At 73.4% G+C, this 17,620-nt stretch carries 18 protein-coding genes and 1 pseudogene; 9 read left to right on the top strand and 10 right to left on the bottom strand.

The window, feature by feature from the left end; all coding sequences use genetic code 11:
• Nucleotides 1-39: 39 nt before the first annotated feature.
• Nucleotides 40-1,556, bottom strand: a pseudogene (locus ACNAW0_RS15675) (glycosyltransferase family 39 protein).
• Nucleotides 1,557-2,025: 469 nt separating this feature from the next.
• Here ACNAW0_RS15675 and ACNAW0_RS15670 point away from each other — a divergent pair.
• The 4 genes from ACNAW0_RS15670 to ACNAW0_RS15655 are packed head-to-tail and all read left to right on the top strand — an operon-like array spanning nt 2,026 to nt 5,400.
• On the top strand, nt 2,026-3,732 hold the full coding sequence (locus ACNAW0_RS15670) for a nitrite/sulfite reductase (RefSeq protein WP_416288593.1): 1,707 nt from the start codon (nt 2,026-2,028) through the stop codon (nt 3,730-3,732).
• Nucleotides 3,729-3,887: a hypothetical protein gene (locus tag ACNAW0_RS15665; RefSeq protein ID WP_416288592.1), complete on the top strand. Its 159-nt coding sequence runs from the start codon at nt 3,729-3,731 to the stop codon at nt 3,885-3,887. Before ACNAW0_RS15670 ends, ACNAW0_RS15665 begins: the two co-directional genes overlap by 4 nt.
• Complete coding sequence (locus tag ACNAW0_RS15660; protein WP_416288591.1) at nt 3,884-4,636, top strand: phosphoadenylyl-sulfate reductase; 753 nt, start codon at nt 3,884-3,886, stop codon at nt 4,634-4,636. Before ACNAW0_RS15665 ends, ACNAW0_RS15660 begins: the two co-directional genes overlap by 4 nt.
• The gene (locus tag ACNAW0_RS15655) at nt 4,618-5,400 is read left to right on the top strand and encodes a sirohydrochlorin chelatase (protein WP_416288590.1); all 783 of its coding nucleotides are present in this window, start codon (nt 4,618-4,620) and stop codon (nt 5,398-5,400) included. Before ACNAW0_RS15660 ends, ACNAW0_RS15655 begins: the two co-directional genes overlap by 19 nt.
• An 11-nt stretch (nt 5,401-5,411) precedes the next feature.
• On the opposite strand, the gene ACNAW0_RS15650 is transcribed toward ACNAW0_RS15655, so the two are convergent.
• Together ACNAW0_RS15650 and ACNAW0_RS15645 are read right to left on the bottom strand one after the other, a co-directional pair.
• Entirely contained in the window at nt 5,412-5,669 is a 258-nt protein-coding gene (locus ACNAW0_RS15650) for a WhiB family transcriptional regulator (RefSeq protein WP_073834718.1), read from the bottom strand.
• A 445-nt stretch (nt 5,670-6,114) separates the two neighbouring features.
• Nucleotides 6,115-7,065, bottom strand: a complete 951-nt coding sequence (locus tag ACNAW0_RS15645; protein ID WP_416288589.1) for a diacylglycerol/lipid kinase family protein — start codon at nt 7,063-7,065, stop codon at nt 6,115-6,117.
• A 46-nt stretch (nt 7,066-7,111) separates the two neighbouring features.
• Between ACNAW0_RS15645 and ACNAW0_RS15640 the strand changes: the two genes are divergently transcribed.
• Complete coding sequence (locus ACNAW0_RS15640) at nt 7,112-7,498, top strand: hypothetical protein (protein ID WP_416288641.1); 387 nt, start codon at nt 7,112-7,114, stop codon at nt 7,496-7,498.
• Between the two features lie 56 nt (nt 7,499-7,554).
• Here the strand turns inward: ACNAW0_RS15640 and ACNAW0_RS15635 are convergent, their stop codons facing one another.
• Genes ACNAW0_RS15635 through sodN form a run of 3 tightly spaced genes read right to left on the bottom strand, consistent with a single transcriptional unit; the run spans nt 7,555 to nt 8,962 of the window.
• The gene (locus tag ACNAW0_RS15635) at nt 7,555-7,962 is read right to left on the bottom strand and encodes an ATP-binding protein (protein WP_416288588.1); all 408 of its coding nucleotides are present in this window, start codon (nt 7,960-7,962) and stop codon (nt 7,555-7,557) included.
• A 32-nt stretch (nt 7,963-7,994) separates the two neighbouring features.
• Nucleotides 7,995-8,561, bottom strand: a complete 567-nt coding sequence (locus ACNAW0_RS15630) for a GNAT family N-acetyltransferase (RefSeq protein WP_416288587.1) — start codon at nt 8,559-8,561, stop codon at nt 7,995-7,997.
• Complete coding sequence (sodN, locus tag ACNAW0_RS15625) at nt 8,558-8,962, bottom strand: superoxide dismutase, Ni (RefSeq protein WP_416288586.1); 405 nt, start codon at nt 8,960-8,962, stop codon at nt 8,558-8,560. Before sodN ends, ACNAW0_RS15630 begins: the two co-directional genes overlap by 4 nt.
• 84 nt (nt 8,963-9,046) lie before the next feature.
• On the opposite strand from sodN, the gene ACNAW0_RS15620 reads away from it, so the two are divergent.
• The 3 genes from ACNAW0_RS15620 to ACNAW0_RS15610 all read left to right on the top strand — a co-directional run bounded on the left by ACNAW0_RS15620 (nt 9,047) and on the right by ACNAW0_RS15610 (nt 11,758).
• Nucleotides 9,047-9,403: a S26 family signal peptidase gene (locus tag ACNAW0_RS15620; protein WP_416288585.1), complete on the top strand. Its 357-nt coding sequence runs from the start codon at nt 9,047-9,049 to the stop codon at nt 9,401-9,403.
• Between the two features lie 140 nt (nt 9,404-9,543).
• A complete protein-coding gene (locus tag ACNAW0_RS15615) occupies nt 9,544-10,719 on the top strand; it encodes an NAD(P)-dependent malic enzyme (RefSeq protein WP_416288584.1) in 1,176 nt (391 codons plus the stop codon).
• Between the two features lie 76 nt (nt 10,720-10,795).
• Nucleotides 10,796-11,758: a zinc-binding dehydrogenase gene (locus ACNAW0_RS15610; protein WP_416288583.1), complete on the top strand. Its 963-nt coding sequence runs from the start codon at nt 10,796-10,798 to the stop codon at nt 11,756-11,758.
• Between the two features lie 9 nt (nt 11,759-11,767).
• Here ACNAW0_RS15610 and ACNAW0_RS15605 read toward each other — a convergent pair whose 3' ends face one another.
• The gene (locus tag ACNAW0_RS15605; RefSeq protein WP_416288582.1) at nt 11,768-12,724 is read right to left on the bottom strand and encodes an alpha/beta hydrolase family protein; all 957 of its coding nucleotides are present in this window, start codon (nt 12,722-12,724) and stop codon (nt 11,768-11,770) included.
• Between the two features lie 61 nt (nt 12,725-12,785).
• Nucleotides 12,786-13,817, bottom strand: a complete 1,032-nt coding sequence (locus ACNAW0_RS15600; RefSeq protein WP_416288581.1) for an alpha/beta hydrolase family protein — start codon at nt 13,815-13,817, stop codon at nt 12,786-12,788.
• A gap of 158 nt (nt 13,818-13,975) precedes the next feature.
• Here ACNAW0_RS15600 and ACNAW0_RS15595 point away from each other — a divergent pair, with 158 nt between their 5' ends.
• Nucleotides 13,976-14,146: a hypothetical protein gene (locus ACNAW0_RS15595; protein ID WP_416288580.1), complete on the top strand. Its 171-nt coding sequence runs from the start codon at nt 13,976-13,978 to the stop codon at nt 14,144-14,146.
• Between the two features lie 236 nt (nt 14,147-14,382).
• On the opposite strand, the gene ACNAW0_RS15590 is transcribed toward ACNAW0_RS15595, so the two are convergent.
• Together ACNAW0_RS15590 and pta are read right to left on the bottom strand one after the other, a co-directional pair.
• Nucleotides 14,383-15,504: an acetate/propionate family kinase gene (locus tag ACNAW0_RS15590; protein ID WP_416288579.1), complete on the bottom strand. Its 1,122-nt coding sequence runs from the start codon at nt 15,502-15,504 to the stop codon at nt 14,383-14,385.
• On the bottom strand, nt 15,501-17,573 hold the full coding sequence (gene pta, locus ACNAW0_RS15585; protein WP_416288578.1) for a phosphate acetyltransferase: 2,073 nt from the start codon (nt 17,571-17,573) through the stop codon (nt 15,501-15,503). The genes ACNAW0_RS15590 and pta overlap by 4 nt, the downstream gene beginning before the upstream one ends.
• Nucleotides 17,574-17,620 lie beyond the last annotated feature (47 nt).

The raw sequence follows: 17,620 nt of genomic DNA, 5'->3' as shown, positions 1-17,620 counted from the left end.
CTTCCCGGAAGTTGTCCGGATCTGGGCGGCGGGCGGGGATCAGCGGGTGAGGAGGGCGACGGTGATGCCGGGGCGGGGCCAGGCCTGTCGGACGGTGAAGCCGTCCCGTAGGGCGGCGCCCTTCTCGCCGGGCACGACGGCCAGCGGGTCGTTTCGCCGGCCGGCGACCACCAGCCAGACCCGCTCGACGCCGGCCAGGCACTCCGCTGGGCGGGCGCACTCGCTGGCCCAGAGGTCCGCACGCTGCCGCTGGTCGCGGACCACCAGTACGTCCCGGGGCCGCCGTGCCCCCGGTGGTACGCGATCCCCAGGTCGAGAAAGAGCCAGCTCTCCCGGGGCGAGTACACGATCGCGTCCCCCGGCTGCTGGTGTTCGGCGATGACACGGGCCGCGCCCTGGTAGTCGACGGGGGCGGTGCGTGGCCACTCGTGGGTACGGCGCAGTGCCGCCTGGTCGGGCAGGCCGAGCACCCCGGCCAGGGTCACCACGGCGAGCGCCGGTGCCAGGCGTACGCCGGCCAGCGCCGCCCCGGCCAGCAGGCAGGCGAACGGCACGGTGAAGACGAGGTACCGGGTCACCCAGAGCGGCACGAGCGCCCCGGCGGCGAAGAGCAGCAGCACCGGCAGCAGGACGGCGGCCCCGGGCAGCAGGGCCCGCCGGCCGAGCCGCCCCGCGCCGAGCGCGGCGAGGCCGACCAGCAGCCCGCCCACCACCCCGCTCTGCGCCACCGCGCCGGGCAGCGCCGTCAGGTCAGCCGGGCGGGCCAGGTGCACCCAGTCGAGCTGCCGGGACCGCTGCGACCCGGCGAGCAGCACCAGCGGGGTGACCAGCAGCGCGGCCGGCAGCAACGCGAGCACCCACCGCCAGATCAGCCCACGACGCGATCTGCCGGCCGTCCCGTTGGCGGCGGCAAGGGCCGGTGCGCCGAGGCCGGCGACCGCCGGGCCGCGCCACGCGGCGAGCAGCACCACGAGGCCGTGCGCGGCGAGCAGGGTGACGGCGATCAGGTGGGTCAGCCCGAGGGCGGCGACGGCCGGCGCGTACCCGGTCCAGCGTCGCCAGGTCGGCCGACGCAGCGCCTCGACCAGCAGCAGGGTGGCGAGCACGGCGAACAGCGTGGCGAGGGCGTACGGGCGGGCCTCCTGGCCGTACCGGGAGGTGCTCGGGAGGACGGCGAAGAGCAGCCCGGAGAACAGCCCGACCCGGGCGGTGACCAGCCGTTCGCCGAGCCGGGCGGTGAGCGCGGCGGCCGCGGCCATGGCGAGCGCGGACGGCAGCCGCAGCGTGGTCGGTGACGCCCCGACCAGCGCCGTCCAACCGTGCATGAGCAGGTAGTACGGCCCGGTCGCGGCGTCGATGGTGAAGGCCAGCCGGACCAGGTCGCCGACCGGGCGGGTGGCGGCGCTCCAGGTCGCCAACTCGTCCCGCCACGGCTGCGCGTGGCCGATCCCGGTGAGGGTGATCACCAGCGTGAGCAGTGCCGGCGGCAGCCAGACCAGCCAGTCCGGACGGGCGCCGGTCGTCCCGGCCGGTCCGGACTCCGAGGCTGCGGTCACATTCCGCAGCGTCACACAGCGGTCGGGCTCCCGGGCCGGTCCGCCGATTCCCGGCCGATCGACCCCGGGTTGCCGAATGTCGCGCGCTCGCCACGCGTCAACGCCCCGATCTGCCGCAAGCGGAGTGGATCATGGCTAGGTGTGTTGCCGGCGGGCGCGTATACCACCGTCGATGGGCGGGAAATGGCCCGTGATGTGGGATCACAGGTCACGCCATTGGCCCGCACCCGATCGGTGTGGGAGCATGTGCCCATGACCGCCGCTGTCGTCCGCCGCTTCGTGGCCCGTCGCCACGTCGATTACGGCCGCGTGCGCAGCGCGATCTGTCCGGCCCACTGACGACGCCCGACTCATCCGTCTCGGGCGCGCCCGCGCGCCGGCTGTCATCGACATCGCCGTCCACGGCCCTTCCCAGGGCCGGCCGCCGCGTCCGCGCTCCCGGGCACAGCAGACAACGGAGGACGCCGCGATGGCGGTCATCAGCATCCCAACCCGGTCCGAGAAGCCGCCCGCCGCGCGGGCACCCCGCCGTGCCAGGGGCGAGGGGCAGTGGGCGCTCGGGCACCGCGAGCCGCTCAACGCCAACGAGCGGATCAAGAAGGACGACGATCCGCTGAACGTTCGCGCCCGGATCGAGAACATCTACGCCCACCGGGGCTTCGCCTCGATCGACCCGCAGGACCTGCGCGGCCGGTTCCGCTGGTGGGGGCTCTACACCCAGCGCAAGGCGGGCATCGACGGCGGGCGGACGGCCGTGCTGGAGCCGCACGAGCTGGAGGACGAGCTCTTCATGCTCCGGGTCCGGGTGGACGGTGGCCAGCTCAACCTGGCCCAGCTCCGGGCCATCGCGGGCATCTCCCGGGAGTTCGCCCGGGACACCGCCGACATCACCGACCGGCAGAACATCCAGTTCCACTGGATCCGAATCGAGGACATGCCGGAGATCTGGCGCCGGCTGGAGGCGGTCGGCCTGCAGACCACCGAGGCGTGCGGCGACTGCCCCCGGGTGGCCTGCGGCAGCCCGGTGGCCGGGGTGGCCGCGGCCGAGCTGATCGACCCGACCCCGGCCCTGGACGAGATCGTCCACCGGTACGTCGGCAGCCCGGAGTTCTCCAACCTGCCCCGCAAGTTCAAGACCTCGATCTCCTGGCTGGTCGACACCCCGTACGAGGCGAACGACGTCGCCTTCCTCGGCGTCGAGCACCCGGAGCACGGTCCCGGCTTCGACCTCTGGGTCGGCGGCGGCCTCTCCACCAACCCGATGCTGGCCAAGCGGCTCGGCGTCTGGGTGCCGCTGGCCGAGGTGTCGGAGGTCTGGGCCGGCGTGGTCGGCATCTTCCGCGACTACGGCTACCGCCGGCTGCGCAACCGGGCCCGGCTGAAGTTCCTGGTCGCCGACTGGGGCGTGGAAAAGTTCCGCGAGGTGCTGGAGAAGGAGTACCTGGGCCGTCCGCTGCTCGACGGCCCGGCCCCGGAGCTGCCGGCGAAGCCGATCGACCACATCGGCGTGCACCCGCAGCACGACGGCCGCAACTACGTCGGCGCGGCCCCGGTGGTGGGTCGGGTCTCCGGCCCGCAGCTCGCCCGGCTCGCGGACGTGGTCGAGGCGCACGGCAGCGACCGGGTGCGGCTCACCCCGTACCAGAAGCTGCTGGTGCTGGACGTGGCGCCGGAGCGGACCGACTCGCTGGTGACGGAGCTGCGCGGGATCGGCCTGGAGGCCCGGCCGTCGGCCTGGCGGCGCGGCACCATGGCCTGCACCGGCATCGAGTTCTGCAAGCTGGCCATCGTCGAGACCAAGCGGCGTGGCGAGGAACTGGTGGCCCGGCTGGAGGAGCGGCTGCGTGACTTCGACGCAGACATCTCCATCCACCTCAACGGCTGCCCGAACGCCTGCGCTCGCACCCAGGTGGCCGACATCGGGCTCAAGGGCCAGTTGGTGGTCGGCCCGGACGGCCGGCAGGTGGAGGGCTTCCAGGTGCACCTGGGCGGCGGCCTCGGCATGGCGCAGGGGCAGACCGCCGGCTTCGGCCGCAAGCTGCGCGGCCTGAAGACCACCGCCGAGGAGCTTCCGGAGTACGTGGAACGCCTGGCCCGCCGCTACCTGGCCGGCCGGACCGAGGGCGAGACCTTCGCCAACTGGGTGATCAGGGTCGACGAGGAGGAGCTTCGATGAGCGATGCCCGATCCGCGCCTCTCTACTGCCCGTACTGCGGGGAGGAGGACCTGCGGCCGAGCGAGGCCGGGCACGGTGCCTGGGAGTGCCACGCCTGCACACGGGTCTTCACCGTGAGGTTCACCGGTCTGCTCGCCCGGGCGGTGGAGCGATGAACCTGGCTTCCGCCGTCGAACTGGGCCTGGTGGGGGTCGGACCGACCCCCACCGAGCGGCGCGACCCGGAGGAGCTGCGCGCGCTGGCCGAAGAGGCCGGCCGGGAGTTGGCGGACGCCCCCGCACTGGAGATCGCCCGCTGGGCCGCCGAGACGTTCGGTGACCGGTTCTGCGTGACCAGCTCGATGGCCGACGGGGTGCTGGCCCATCTGGTGTCCCGGGTCGCGCCGGGCGTCGACGTGGTCTTCCTGGACACCGGGCTGCATTTCCCGGAAACGCTCCGGGTGCGTGACGAGGTGGCCCGGCGGCTGCCGGTGAACGTGCGGTCGATCCGGCCCCGGATGACCATCGGGCAGCAGGACGGCCAGTACGGGCCCCGCCTGTTCAGCAGGTCTCCGGACGACTGCTGCCACCTGCGCAAGGTCGAGCCGCTGGAGCGGGCGCTGACCGGGTACGACGCCTGGGCCGCCGGGCTGCGCCGGGACGAGTCGTCGACCCGGGCCAACACCCCGGTGGTGACCTTCGACGCCCGGCGCGGCAAGGTCAAGGTGAACCCGATCGCCGCCTGGACCCAGCGGGACGTCGACGCCTACATCGCCCGCTACGACATCCCGGTCAACGAGTTGTTCGGCCGCGGCTACGGCTCGATCGGCTGCTGGCCCTGCACCGGCCGGACGAAGGCGGGGGAGGACCCGCGGGCGGGCCGGTGGGCCATGTTCGAGAAGACCGAGTGCGGCCTGCACACCTGAGCCCCGACCCGCCGGTGGTGCTGGTCGCGCATGGCAGCCGTGACCCGCGGGCGGCCGAGGCGACCCGGGCGCTGGCCCGGGCCGTGGCGGCCGCCCGTCCTGGCACCACCGTGCGGCCGAGCTGGCTGGACCACACCGCACCCGGGCCGGCCGCCGTGCTGCGGGAACTCGCCGCCGCCGGTCACCCCCGGGCGGTGCTGGTGCCGCTGCTGCTGACCGCCGCGTACCACCGGAAGGTCGACATTCCCGCGGCCGTGTCCGCTGCCGCCGAGGACGGCCCGCCGATCGACGTACGGATCACCCACGTGCTCGGGCCGGCCGACGGGATGGTGGACGGCGCGCTGGTGGCCGGGTTGCGCCGCCGGCTGGCCGAGGCGGCACCCAGCGGGTACGACGCTCTGGTGCTGGCAGCGGCGGGCACCCGGGATCCCCGGGCGCGCGGCTCGGTGGGTCGGGTCGCCCTGGCCCTCGGCAGCGAACTGGGCGTCCCCTGTCGCGTGTCGTACGCCTCGGCGGCGCCCCCGTCAGCCGGCGTCGCGGTGGCGAAGCTACGCGCCCGCGGGGCGCGCCGGGTGGCGGTGGCCGCCTACTTCCTGGCTCCGGGCCTGTTTCACGACGCCGTCCGGGCCACCGCGGCGGAGGCCGGTGCGGTCGCCGTCGCCGGCCCTCTCACCGACCTCCCCGAACTCGCCGACCTGGTCCTGCGGCGCGTCGACGGACAGCAGCACGCCCCGGCGGGGAACCCGGCCGGGGCGTGCTGTTAGCTGTGGTGCGATCAGGCGGAGTGAGCGCGCAGCACCCGGAGACCGCCGCGGCGCTTCACCGCGCGGCGCTCCTCCTCGCTCATCCCACCCCAGACGCCGGCGTCCTGACCGGACTCCAGCGCCCACTGCAGGCACTGGTCGGTCACCGGGCAGCGCCGGCAGACGGCCTTCGCCTGCTCCACCTGCAGGAGAGCCGGGCCGGACGTCCCGATCGGGAAGAACAGCTCCGGGTCCTCGTCGCGGCAGACGGCATCGTGGCGCCAGTCCATGGCGGCAACACTCCTCATTCTTTGGTGGGTGGCCAGATAACGCTTCGGTGCTTTTCCTATTGCATCCGCATCGCCGATTGGTGACGGTCAGCATCCATCAATTCGGCGCTGCGTGAACAGGCTGCAGGTCCCGGGGCCTGCTGGAACAGCTCAACCTGCCGAGCATATCCAGGCAATGTCCCGGTAACACGAGTTCGCTTGTGAATACTTTCACGAACTGTCGCAATGTCAAGGGTGACGCTCGGAAAAACTCCGAGCAGTGAGCAGCCTCACCACCCTTTTGTCCGGGTTTCAGAGCGCTCTGGTTACCCGGTGTGCCACAGCCGCGGATCAATATAGTACGGTCTGCGTGACGTTGCTGACATTTCCGGCGCCCTTTCGTCGGCGTGGCGGCCCCCCGCTGGGGGGCGGTGGTTGCGCGTCAACCGACGGGAGTACCCGAGAGCTAGCAGATTACTCTCAACGCGGCCGGAACGGATGCGAATCTAACTTTCTCCCGTTTGCCCAGGTAGTCCCCGTCGAGCTGGAAGGCCAGCGGACGGGCCGAGAGCAGGGTGAACTCCGGTACGTCGTGCAGCCGAAGCACCTGCCGGCCGTGCGGATCGGGCCGGCTGGAGAAGAACTGCGTCACGGTACGGGCCGTGCTGCCGACCCGGAGCCGCCGCATCGCGAGCACGTCCAGCCCGAGATCGAACGACGCCTCCGGGTTCGGGTTGATCTCCCGTTCCCCCAGATAGGTCCAGGGCGTGGTGTTCTGGATGATGACGGTGGCCAATTCGGCCTCCTCGGCCTCACCCGGGCGCTCCACCGTGATCGAGGGGTGCCGGCGGTCCGAGGCGAGGAAGTATTGGCCCACCGTCGACCGTAGGTAGAGCGCCGGTGTGGACACCCGGCCTCGCCTGCGGGCCTGCTCGACCCGGTGGATCACCGCGGCGTCGATGCCGAAGCCGGCGCAGAAGGTGAAGTAGCGGTCGTCCGCCCGGCCCAGGCCGATCGTGCGGGACCGGCCCAGGCGCAGCGCCTCCAGGATCATGCTGGTCCCGTCGGGCCACTCCCGCGGCAGGCCGAGCGCCCGGGCGAAGACGTTGGTGGAGCCGCCGGGGACGGTCGCCAGCGCCGGCAACCGCTCCGCCGGGGTCTCCCCGGTGCGGAAGGTCGGCGGCTCGGCGGTCATAAGGCCGTTGACCACCTCGTTGACCGTGCCGTCGCCACCCAGGGTGACCACCAGGTCGACGCCCTCCTCGGCGGCCTCCCGGGCCAGGTCGGTGGCATGGCCCCGCCGGCGGGTGTACCGCACCGACAGGTCGACTTCGCTGCGCAGCGCCCGGACCAGGACGTCCCGGCTGCGTTCGCTGGTGGTGGTGGCCTTCGGGTTGACCAACAGGACGGCCCGCATGGCCGGCACTGTACCGCGCCTACCCACGGGTATCGTGGCGCCCGTGATGATCGACTCCGCCCCCGTCCCCGCTACGCTCCGTTGGGCGGTCTGGCTGCTGCGCGCCGAGGCGGCGGCGCTCGGCCTGGTCGCGGCGTGGCTGATCTGGTCCGACCTGACCGCGCGTAGCGCCGACCTGACCTCGGCGCTGCTGGTGACCGCGTTCGCGATCGCCGGGGCGGCGGCGCTCTGGGCCCTCGGTGGTGCGCTGGTACGCCGCCGGGCGGGTGCCCGGGCGCCGGCCATCGTGCTCGAACTCATGCTGCTGCCGGTCGGCTGGTACATGATCCAGGGTGGGCTGGGCTGGCTGGGGCTGCCGCTGATGGCGCTCGGCTTCGGGATCACCGGGCTGCTGGTCAGCTCGCCGACCAACCGCGCGCTCGGCTTCCACTGACGTACCCGCCCCGAGCACCGTTACCCCGGCCCGGCCCGGCTGGGAACGGCGGACGGTCAGTAGCCGGAGGCGCGGCGGGTGAGCAGGGAGATGGTGGCCCGACCGTCGACGGCCTGGGCGGACGCCGCGGTGGTCAGCGCGGTGAGCACCTTCCAGGCGAAAGACGACTCGGAGGGCAGGGCGGCCCCCCGCACGGTCGGCACCGTCACCTCCACGGTGAGCGCGTCCTCGGTGACCGCGAACCGGCACTCCAGTTCGGCGTTGCGGGTGGCGATGGTGAGCAGCATGGCGCATGCCTCGTCGACCGCGATGCGCAGGTCCTCGATCTCGTCGAGGGCGAACTGGAGCCGGGCGGCGAGACCAGCCGTGGCGGTGCGGAGCACGCCGAGATAGCCACCGTCGGCGGGCACGGTGAGGTGCACGACATCGTCCTCGGTTGGCGGTTGGCCGGTCAGTTGAGTCACGCCTCATCCCCCCGGTGCGGGACTCTACCCGCTCAGGCGTCTGAGTGCGTGGGCGCGGCGAACGCCTGAGCGGCGAGGTCGTGCAGGGCGGTGCCGGTGAGCCGGTACGGTACCCACTCGTCCATGGGGGTCGCCCCGATGGACGAGTAGAAGCGGGCCGCCGGGTTCCAGTTGATCATCCACCACTCCAGCCGCCGGTAGCCGCGTTCGACGCAGATCGCGGCCAGGGTGGCGAGCAGCCGGCGACCCACGCCGGTGCCCCGGACGGCCGGACGGACGTACAGGTCCTCCAGGTAGATGCCGTGTACGCCCTCCCACGTGGAGAAGTTGAGAAACCAGAGGGCGAAGGCCACCGGCTGGTCCGCCGCGTCCACCGCGACGTGCCCGAAGAGCGCGGCGCTCCGACCGCTCGGTGCGTCTGACGCCACGCCGCGACCTGGTGCAGTCGGGAAGAGTGCGGCGGTGAGCTGCTCCTCGGTGAGGTGGCACTGCTCAGGAGCCCGCTCGTAGTCGGCGAGTTCGTGCACCATCGCGACGACGGCCGGCACGTCCTCGGGACGCGCCGGCCGGATCGTCGGTGCCGGGACGGGCAGGGTCACGCCTGCTTGGTCTCCCAGAAGATCTTCGAGATCTCGTCGATCTTCGACAGCAGCTCGTCGGCCTTGGCCGGGTCGGTGGCGCCCTTGGCCCCGGCGGCGCCGGCCAGCTTCGTGGTCTCGTTGAAGAGCTGGTGCAGGTGCGGGTACTTCTCGAAGTGGGCCGGCTTGAAGTAGTCGGTCCAGAGCACCCACAGGTGGTGCTTGACCAGCTCGGCCCGCTGCTCCTTGATCAGGATCGCCCGGGTGCGGAACTCCGGGTCGGTGTTCGCCTGGTACTTCTCGCAGATCATTTTGACCGACTCGGCCTCGATCCGGGCCTGCGCCGGGTCGTAAACGCCGCAGGGCAGGTCGCAGTGGGCGCTGACGGTCACCCGGGGCGTGAGGATGCGAGGAAGGCGCATCAGGGTCCTCCATGGGATGTTTGCGATGATCCAAGCCGACACTACTCCTGGACATGCTCCCCAGCGGGCGGGAGGTGAAACCCGATGCGCGCCACGAACGGATTCGGCGCGCCGGTGCTGCGCGGTCCGCTGGCACCGGTGCTGGTCACCGGCCCGTCCATGGCCCCGACGCTGCGGCACGGGGACGCGGTCCTGGTGCGTACCGGCGGCCGGCCGGTCCGCCCCGGCGACGTGGTGGTCGCGGTCTTCCGCAACCGCCCCGACCTGCTCGTGGTCAAGCGCGCGGTCCGTCCGCAGGACGGCGGTTGGTGGGTACGCGGCGACAATGACCTGGTCACCGACGACTCCCGGGCGTACGGGGTGGCCGACGTGCGGGGCCGGGTGGTGGCCCGGTACTGGCCGCGTCCAGGGTTGGTCAAAGGCCGGCAGCGGTGGATATGACCCCGCTCACACCTGGGTGACGGGTCCTGACTATGCTCGGAAAGTGCCCGGGTGACCCCCCGCACCACCGCCCCGCTGGCCGCTGACCGCCGCGCGCCGAGCCGGCCGGTCCGCGCTGCACGACAGATCCTGGAGTCACCATGTCGACGTCCACCCCGGACCCTGCTGATCCCGTCTTCCGGCTGCACGCCGGTGGCAAGATGGCGGTCGCCTCGACCGTTCCGTTGACCAGCCGGGAAGACCTCTCCCTCGCGTACACGCCGGGGGTTGCTCGGGTGTGCGAGGCGATCGCCGCCGATCCCGACCTCGCCGACGACTACACCTGGGTGTCGCACACCGTCGCCGTGGTCACCGACGGTTCCGCCGTACTCGGCCTGGGCAACATCGGCCCGCGCGCGGCGCTGCCGGTGATGGAGGGCAAGGCGGTGCTGTTCAAGCAGTTCGCGGGCGTGGACGCGGTGCCGGTCTGCCTGGACACCCAGGACGTGGACGAGATCGTCGCGACGGTCCGGGCGCTCGCCCCCTCGTTCGGCGGGATCAACCTGGAGGACATCAGCGCCCCGCGCTGCTTCGAGGTGGAACGCCGGCTGGACGAGGCGCTGTCGATCCCGGTCTTCCACGACGACCAGCACGGCACCGCGATCGTGGTGCTGGCCGCGCTGCGCAACGCGGCGACCCTGCTCAACCGCAAACTTGGCGATCTGCGGGTGGCGGTCAGCGGGGCCGGCGCGGCCGGCGTCGCGGTGACGAAGATGCTGATCGCCGGGGGTGTGAATCCGGACCAGGTGGTGGTCTGCGACTCCAAGGGCATCATCGGCCGGCACCGCGAGCTGACCGGCACCAAGGCCGAGCTGGCCGAGACCACCAACGCCGACGGCCGGCAGGGCGACGTCACCGAGGCGCTGCGCGGCGCGGACGTGCTGGTCGGTGTCTCCGGCGGGCAGATCCCCGAGCAGGCGGTGGCCGGGATGGCCCCGGGCGGGATCGTGTTCGCGCTCGCCAACCCCACCCCGGAGGTGCACCCCGAGGTCGCCGCCCGGCACGTCGCGGTGGTCGCCACCGGGCGCAGCGACTACCCCAACCAGATCAACAACGTGCTCGCCTTCCCCGGTGTGTTCCGGGGCGCGCTGGACGCCCGGGCCACCCGGATCACCGACGGGATGAAGGTGGCCGCGGCCGACGCCATCGCCGGCGTGGTCGCGGAGACGCTCACCGCGGAGGCCATCGTGCCCTCCCCGCTGGACCCGCGGGTCGCCCCGGCCGTCGCCGAGGCCGTCGCCGAGGCCGCCCGTCGCGACGGGGTCGCCCGCCGCTGACGTGTAAGGAAGGGCCCCTTCTTATCGCATTTTGCATAGGAAGGGGCCCTTCTTAACGCCTGCTCTCCTTGTTACGGTGCCGATCATGCGTGCCGCCTATGCCTCGGCCTTCGACGCCGACAACCCGCTCACCGCGCTCACCGTCGGCGACCGCCCCGAGCCGACCCACCCCGACCCGGACTGGGTCACCGTGCAGGTGCGAGCCAGCTCGCTCAACCACCACGACCTCTGGTCGCTGCGCGGGGTGGGCCTGAGCGGCGACCAGCTCCCGATGATCCTGGGCTGCGACGCGGCCGGCACCGACCCGGACGGCAACGAGGTGGTCATCTACCCGGTGGTGCCCACCCTGGGCGACCCGCGCGGGGTCTCCATCCTCTCCGAGCACTTTCCCGGCACCTTCGCCGAGCGGGTGGCCGTACCCCGGATGAACCTGCTGCCGCTGCCGGACGGCCTGTCGGCTACCGACGCGGCCTGCCTGCCCACGGCCTGGCTCACGGCGTGGCGGATGCTCACCACCAAGGGCCGGGTGGCCGACGGTGAGTCGGTGCTGGTGCAGGGGGCCGGCGGGGGCGTGGCCACCGCCGCCGTCGCGCTCGCCGTCGCGCTCGGCAAGCGGGTGTACGCGACCAGCCGCGACGCCGCGAAGCGGGAGCGGATCGCCGAGCTGGGCGCGACCGCGCTGGAGCCGGGCGCCCGGCTGCCCGAGCGGGTCGACGTGGTGATCGAGACGGTCGGGGCGGCCACCTTCGACCACTCGCTGAAGTCGGCCGCGCCGATGGCCCGGATCGTGGTCTCCGGGGCCACCGCCGGGCACGAGCCCAAGGTCAACCTGCGCCGGGTCTTCGCCATGCAGCTGGAGATCCTCGGCACCTCGATGGGCACCCCGGGCGAGCTCACCGAACTGCTCGCGTTCTGCGCCGAGCGCGAGGTACGCCCGGTGGTCGACAGTGTGGTGCCGTTCAGCCGGATCGAGGACGCCTTCGCCCGCCTCGCCTCGGGTGACGTCTTCGGCAAGGTCGTCATCGACCACACCGCCTGAACGCTGCGCTCAGAGGTGGTTGTCGAGGGTGGCCAGGCCGCCTCGGCTGGCGTCCGCCGGGAGCCGTTTCTTCGCCGCCGCGTCCCCGTAGAGCGTCCAGCGCAGGAACTCGACGGTGGTGTCGGCGACCACCCGCAGCGCCTTGCCGTCGCTGAGCAGGGCACGGCCGTGGTCGCCCTTGGGCAGGCTCAGCATCGCCTTCGGCCAGGGCACCGCGTCGTAGACCGCCTTGCCGGCGGCGTAGTCCACCACTTCGTCGGCCCGGCCGTGCACGAAGAGCTGCGGCGCGGCCGCCCCGGCGAAGCCGGTGCCGACGCCGAGCGCGGTACCGGCGAAGACGATGCCGGCGTCCAGCCGGTCGTCCCGGCCGGCGGTGAACAGCCCGATCGTGGTCACCCCGCCCGCGCTGTGCCCGGCCGCGGCCACCCGGTCGGTGGCCAGCCGGCCGCGCAGCGGGTCGTCGGGCTTCTCGTCGAGGGCCAGCACCTGGGTCAGCGCGTACGACACGTCGGCCGGCTGGTTGAGCACGTCGAGCACGTTGCCGTCGCCGCCCGTGCCGGTGTGCGGGAACCGGGGCGCGGCCACCACGAACCCGGCCGCCGCCCAGCGGCTCAGCAGCAGCTGGTAGTCCTCCGGCCGGGCACCCAGCCCGTGGCTGAACATCATCACCGGGAACCGCCCGGTCGCCGCCGGGGCCGAGCGCTCCGGCGCGCCGCCGGCCGCGCCCCGCGCCGGGTACCAGACGGTCACCGGCAGGGCGCGGTCGCCGTCGCGGTTCAGCTTCAGCTGGCGTACGCCGACGGCGAAGCTCTCGGTGGGGGCGTGCCCGGCGGGTGGCCGCGGCGCCGGAGTGGTCGCCTTCGGTGACACGCTCGGTGCGGCGCGCTCGGCCGGGTGGATCGCACAGCCGGCCAGACCCGCGGTGAACAGGGTGGCGATGGCCAGCGCGGCACGGCGACGCAGCATGAAGCCGATTCTGCCTCGTGACCCGGGTTCACCGGCCCGGGATCCGCCCACCGAGGACGGGTCAGCGGGGGAGGCGGGTGGTGAGGGTGGTGGTGCCGGGAAGGTGGGCGTCGGTGGGGAGGCGGTGCAGGGCGGCCCGGTCGCCGTAGAGGGTCCACCGGAGGAAGTCGGTGGTGGTGGCGAGGACCTGGGGGAAGCCGGGACGGCCGGGGATCAGATACTCGCCGTGGCCCTGGCCGGGGAGGCTCAGGAAGGCGGCCGGCCCGGGCGCGCGGGCGTACGCGGCCCGGCCGACCGACTCCGGCACGATCGGGTCGGCGCCGCCGTGCACGAACAGCATCGGCGCCACCGGTCCGGCGAAGCTGCCGGCCAGCTCACCGCCGGCGAGCACGATCCCGGAGCGCAGCCGGGCCGGGTGCCCCGAGGTGAACATGCCGGCCGTCGTGAAGCCGCCCGCCGAGTGGCCGGCCGCGGCGATCCGGTCGACGGCCAGGTGCCCGGCGAGCGGGTCGCCGCGGCGGGTGTCGAGGCGTACCAGATGGCGGATCAGCCGCCAGCCGTCGGCGGGCTGGTTGCGGACGTCATTCCGGGTGAAGTCCCGCGCCCGCAGGTTGGTACGCGGAAAGGTCGGCGCGGCCACCACGAAGCCGGCGGCCGCCCAGCGGGTGGTCAGCGGGGCGTGCAGTTCGGGCAGGCTGCGCAGCCCGTGGCTGTAGATCACCACCGGGAACCGCCCGGCGGCCACCGTCGCGCCCGGCCGGACGACCGGCGTGCCCGGGATCGACGGCGTGATCGACGGCGTGATCGACGGCGTGATCGACGGCGTTGCTGCGGGCGTCGTCGACGGCGTGGTTGCCGTCGCCAGACCGGTCGGTACGGCCGGGCCGGCCGGCTCAGCCGGGTACCAGACGGTGACGGGCAGCGGCCGGGGGCCGCCCGGGTCGACGACGAACTGCCGCACGCCGACGGGGTACGCCGGCTGCGGGGCCTGCCGGACAGCTGGCGGGATGGGGTCACCGGTCGCGGCGGTGGCCGAACCACAACCGGCGAGCAGCGCCGGCACCAGCGCGGCGACCAGCCGCAGCACTTTCACGTCTTCACGGTAGGCGGCCGAGTGGCCGATGCGGCCTGGACTTCTGGACCGAGCATCGCCGCCACCTGGCCAACATGCCTCAGCCGGCCGGATCGTGTCGTGGCCACCGGCGGGGCGAAGAACCGCTCGGGTGGACGAGCTTCGCTAGCGTCACCCCCATGGCTGAGAACTACACCGACCCGAGCGGCAACACGGCCCAGTTCCGCGCCTTCGTCGATTCGCCCGATCGAGCCGCGGCGGCGCAGGCCCCGTCCCGGCTGCCGTTGATCGCCGGCATCGCCGTCGCCGTGGTGATCGTCGCCCTGGTCGCCTGGCTGGCGCTGGCCTGAGCCGCCGCCGGCGCTCCATCGCTCCGGCGGCCGGGCCGAGGCGCTGCAGCGGTCGCGGAAACGTGCTTGCCCGGCCCGCCGAGGGGCGGCCGGTCCGGGCTGGCGACCGAGCTGCGAGGGGCGGCCGGTCGGGTCGGTGAATCGTTTGTGCCAGCAGCTCCACAGCGAGCGGATACCCATGTATGGCGACCGCGGTGCCCGCTGCCGCGGCACGGCTCGGACCGCCCGCCAGCAGCTCAGCCGGGTGAGCCGAGCACGTCCCGGGTCTCCCGGGCGATCTCGCGCTCCTCGTCGGTACGGATCACGCAGACGGTGACCTCGGCACCGTCGGGGGAGATCACCCGGTCGCCGGTGCCGTCGTTGCGCGCCGGGTCCACTGCGATTCCCAGTCGGTCCAGGCCCGCCAGTGACGCGGCCCGGACCGGTGCGGCGTGCTCGCCGACCCCGGCGGTGAAGGTGACCGCGTCGACCCGCCCGAGCAGGGCGTAGTACGCGCCCACGTACGCCGTGATCCGGTGGCGGTAGACGTCGAAGGCGAGCGCGGCGGCCGCGTCGCCGGCGTCCCGGCGGGCCAGCACCTCGCGCATGTCGTTGACCCCGGTCAGGCCGAGCAGGCCGCTGCGGTGGTTGAGCAGGTCGTCGATCTCGTCCACGCCCATCCCGGCCTCCCGGCGCAGGTGGAAGATGACGGTCGGGTCCAGGTCACCGCTGCGGGTGCCCATGACCAGCCCCTCCAGCGGGGACATGCCCATCGAGGTGGCCACGCTCCGCCCGCCGCGGACCGCGCAGGCGCTCGCCCCGTTGCCCAGGTGCAGGGTGATCGTGTTCAGCTCCGCGTACGGCCGGTCGAGCAGTTCGGCGGTGCGCCGGGAGACGTACGCGTGCGAGGTGCCGTGGAAGCCGTACCGGCGGATGCCGTACCGGTCGGCGGTCGCCCGGTCGATGGCGTACGCGGCGGCGGCCTCGGGCAGCGTGTGGTGGAACGCGGTGTCGAAGACGGCGACCTGCGGAGTGTCCGGCAGCGCCCCCCGGGCGACCCGGATACCGGCCAGGTTGACCGGGTTGTGCAGCGGCGCGAGCGGCACCAGGTCCTCGATCGCGGCGATGACCCCGTCGTCGATCAGCACCGGCTCGCTGAACGTCCGGCCGCCGTGCACCACCCGGTGCCCGATCCCGGCCAGCCCGTCCAGGTCGAGCCGGTCGATGATCTCCCGTACCGCGCTCTCGTGGTCGACCGGCCCACCGCCCGGCTCGCCGATCCGCTCGACGGTGCCCTTGTCGCGGACCTCCTCGCCGTCGTACAGCCGGTATTTGACCGACGACGACCCGCAGTTGAGGACCAGGATCCGGTCGGTCACGCGACCTCCTCGGACGACGCGGCGGCCTGGATGGCGGTGATCGCCACCGTGTTGACGATGTCCGGCACGGTGGCCCCCCGGGACAGGTCGTTGACCGGCCGCCGCAGGCCCTGCATGACCGGGCCGACCGCCACCGCGCCGGCCGACCGCTGCACCGCCTTGTACGTGTTGTTGCCGGTGTTCAGGTCCGGAAAGATGAACACGGTCGCCCGCCCCGCCACCGGGCTGTCCGGCAGCTTGGTGGCCGCCACCTGCGGGTCGATCGCCGCGTCGTACTGGATGGGGCCCTCCACCAGCAGCTCCGGCCGGCGCTCCCGGACCAGCTTGGTGGCCGCCGCGACCTTCTCCACGTCCGCGCCGAAACCGGAGTCGCCGGTCGAGTACGACAACATCGCCACCCGCGGTTCGATGCCGAACCGGGCCGCCGTGTCGGCCGACGAGATGGCGATGTCGGCGAGCTGGGCGGCGTCGGGGTCCGGGTTGACCGCGCAGTCGCCGTAGACCAGCACCCGGTCGGCTAGCAGCATGAAGAAGACGCTGGAGGCGACCGAGACGTCCGGCACGGTCCGGATGATCTCGAAGGCCGGCCGGATGGTGGCCGCGGTGGTGTGGGTGGCGCCGGAGACCATGCCGTCGGCGCGCCCGGTCCGCACCATCATGGTGCCGAAGTAGTTGGGCTGGGCGACGACGTCGTGGGCGAGCTCGGGAGTCATGCCCCGGTGTGCGCGGAGCGCCGCGTACTCGGCGGCGAACTCGTCCCGCCACTCGCTGCCGACCGGGTCGACCACCTGCGCGTCGCCGATGTCCACGCCCAGCTCCCGGGTACGCCGGGCGATGTCGTCGGGGCGGCCGAGCAGGGTGAGGTCGGCGACGCCCCGGCGCAGCAGGATCTCCGCCGCGCGCAGGATGCGCTCCTCCGCGCCCTCCGGCAGCACGAGCCGCCGGCGCTGTGCCCGGGCCCGGTCGATCAGGTCGTTCTCGAACATCAGCGGGGTGATCCGCCCGGAGCGGCTGACCCGCAGCCGGCCGGCCAGGTCCACGGTGTCCACGCAGCGCTCGAAGGCGCCGAGCGCCGCCTCCACCTTGCGCGGGTTCGCCGTGCTGGGCCGGCCCTCGATCCGGCTGGACGACGCGACCGTGTCGTAACTGTCGCTGGCCACCGAGAGCACGGCGAGCCCGGTGTTCAGCCGCTCGACCAGCCGCATCGCCCGCGGGTCGGGCTGCTCGCCGAGGGTGAGCACCAGGCCGGCCAGGGATACCTGCCCGGCTACGTGCGCGGCGCCGGCCGCCACCAGCAGGTCGGCCCGGTCGCCGGGGGTGATCACCAACGCTCCGTCGGTCAGGTGGTCCAGCAGGGTGGGCACGTGCGCCGCGCCCACCACGTAGTCGAGCACGTCCCGGTCGAGCGCGGCGTCGTCGCCGGAGAGCAGGGTGGCGCCGAGCGCCGCCGCCACCTCGGCCACCGTCGGCGCCGACACGGCCGGCACCTCCGGGATCGCGTACGCGGGGACGGGCAGCTCGGGCAGCGTCATCGGCCCGGGCACCCGGTTGGCCACCACGGCCACCACGGTCGCGCCCAGGTCCGCCAGGTCGTGGTACGCCCCGCGCACCGCCGCCGCGATCGCCTCGGGCTGCTGGCCGAACCCGTCGATCACCGGCACCACCACGCTGCCGAACTCGGTGGCGAGCCGGGCGTTGAAGGCCAGCTCGCGCGGGCCGGCGCCGTCCCCGTCGGCGAAGTCGCTGCCCACCACGACCACCGCCGGGCAGCGCCGCTCCACCGCACGGTAGCGGGCGACGATCCGGGAGATCAGCTCCTCCCGCCGGCCGTCCGCGACCAGCGCGGTGGCCTCCGCGTACGTCGAGCCGTGCAGCTCGTCGACCGGCAGCTCCACCCGGTAGCGCTCGGTGAGCAGGGCGAGGATCTGGTCGGGGCCGGTGCCGGGAACCAGTGGCCGGAACGCGCCGATCCGCTCGACCTGCCGGGACAGCAGCTCGGCCAGCCCGAGCGCGACGGTCGACTTGCCCCCGCCCGACCCCACGCCGGTCAGGTACACGCTGCGCGCCACGACCTCACGCTACAAGGTTCGCGCGGTCCCTCGCCCGGGTCCTTGTG

It is taken from the genome of Micromonospora sp. SL1-18 (genome assembly GCF_047921505.1).
Taxonomy (GTDB): Bacteria; Actinomycetota; Actinomycetes; order Mycobacteriales; family Micromonosporaceae; genus Micromonospora.
Note: the sequence above shows the minus strand (reverse complement) of the source record. Positions and strands in the feature narration are given on the sequence as shown.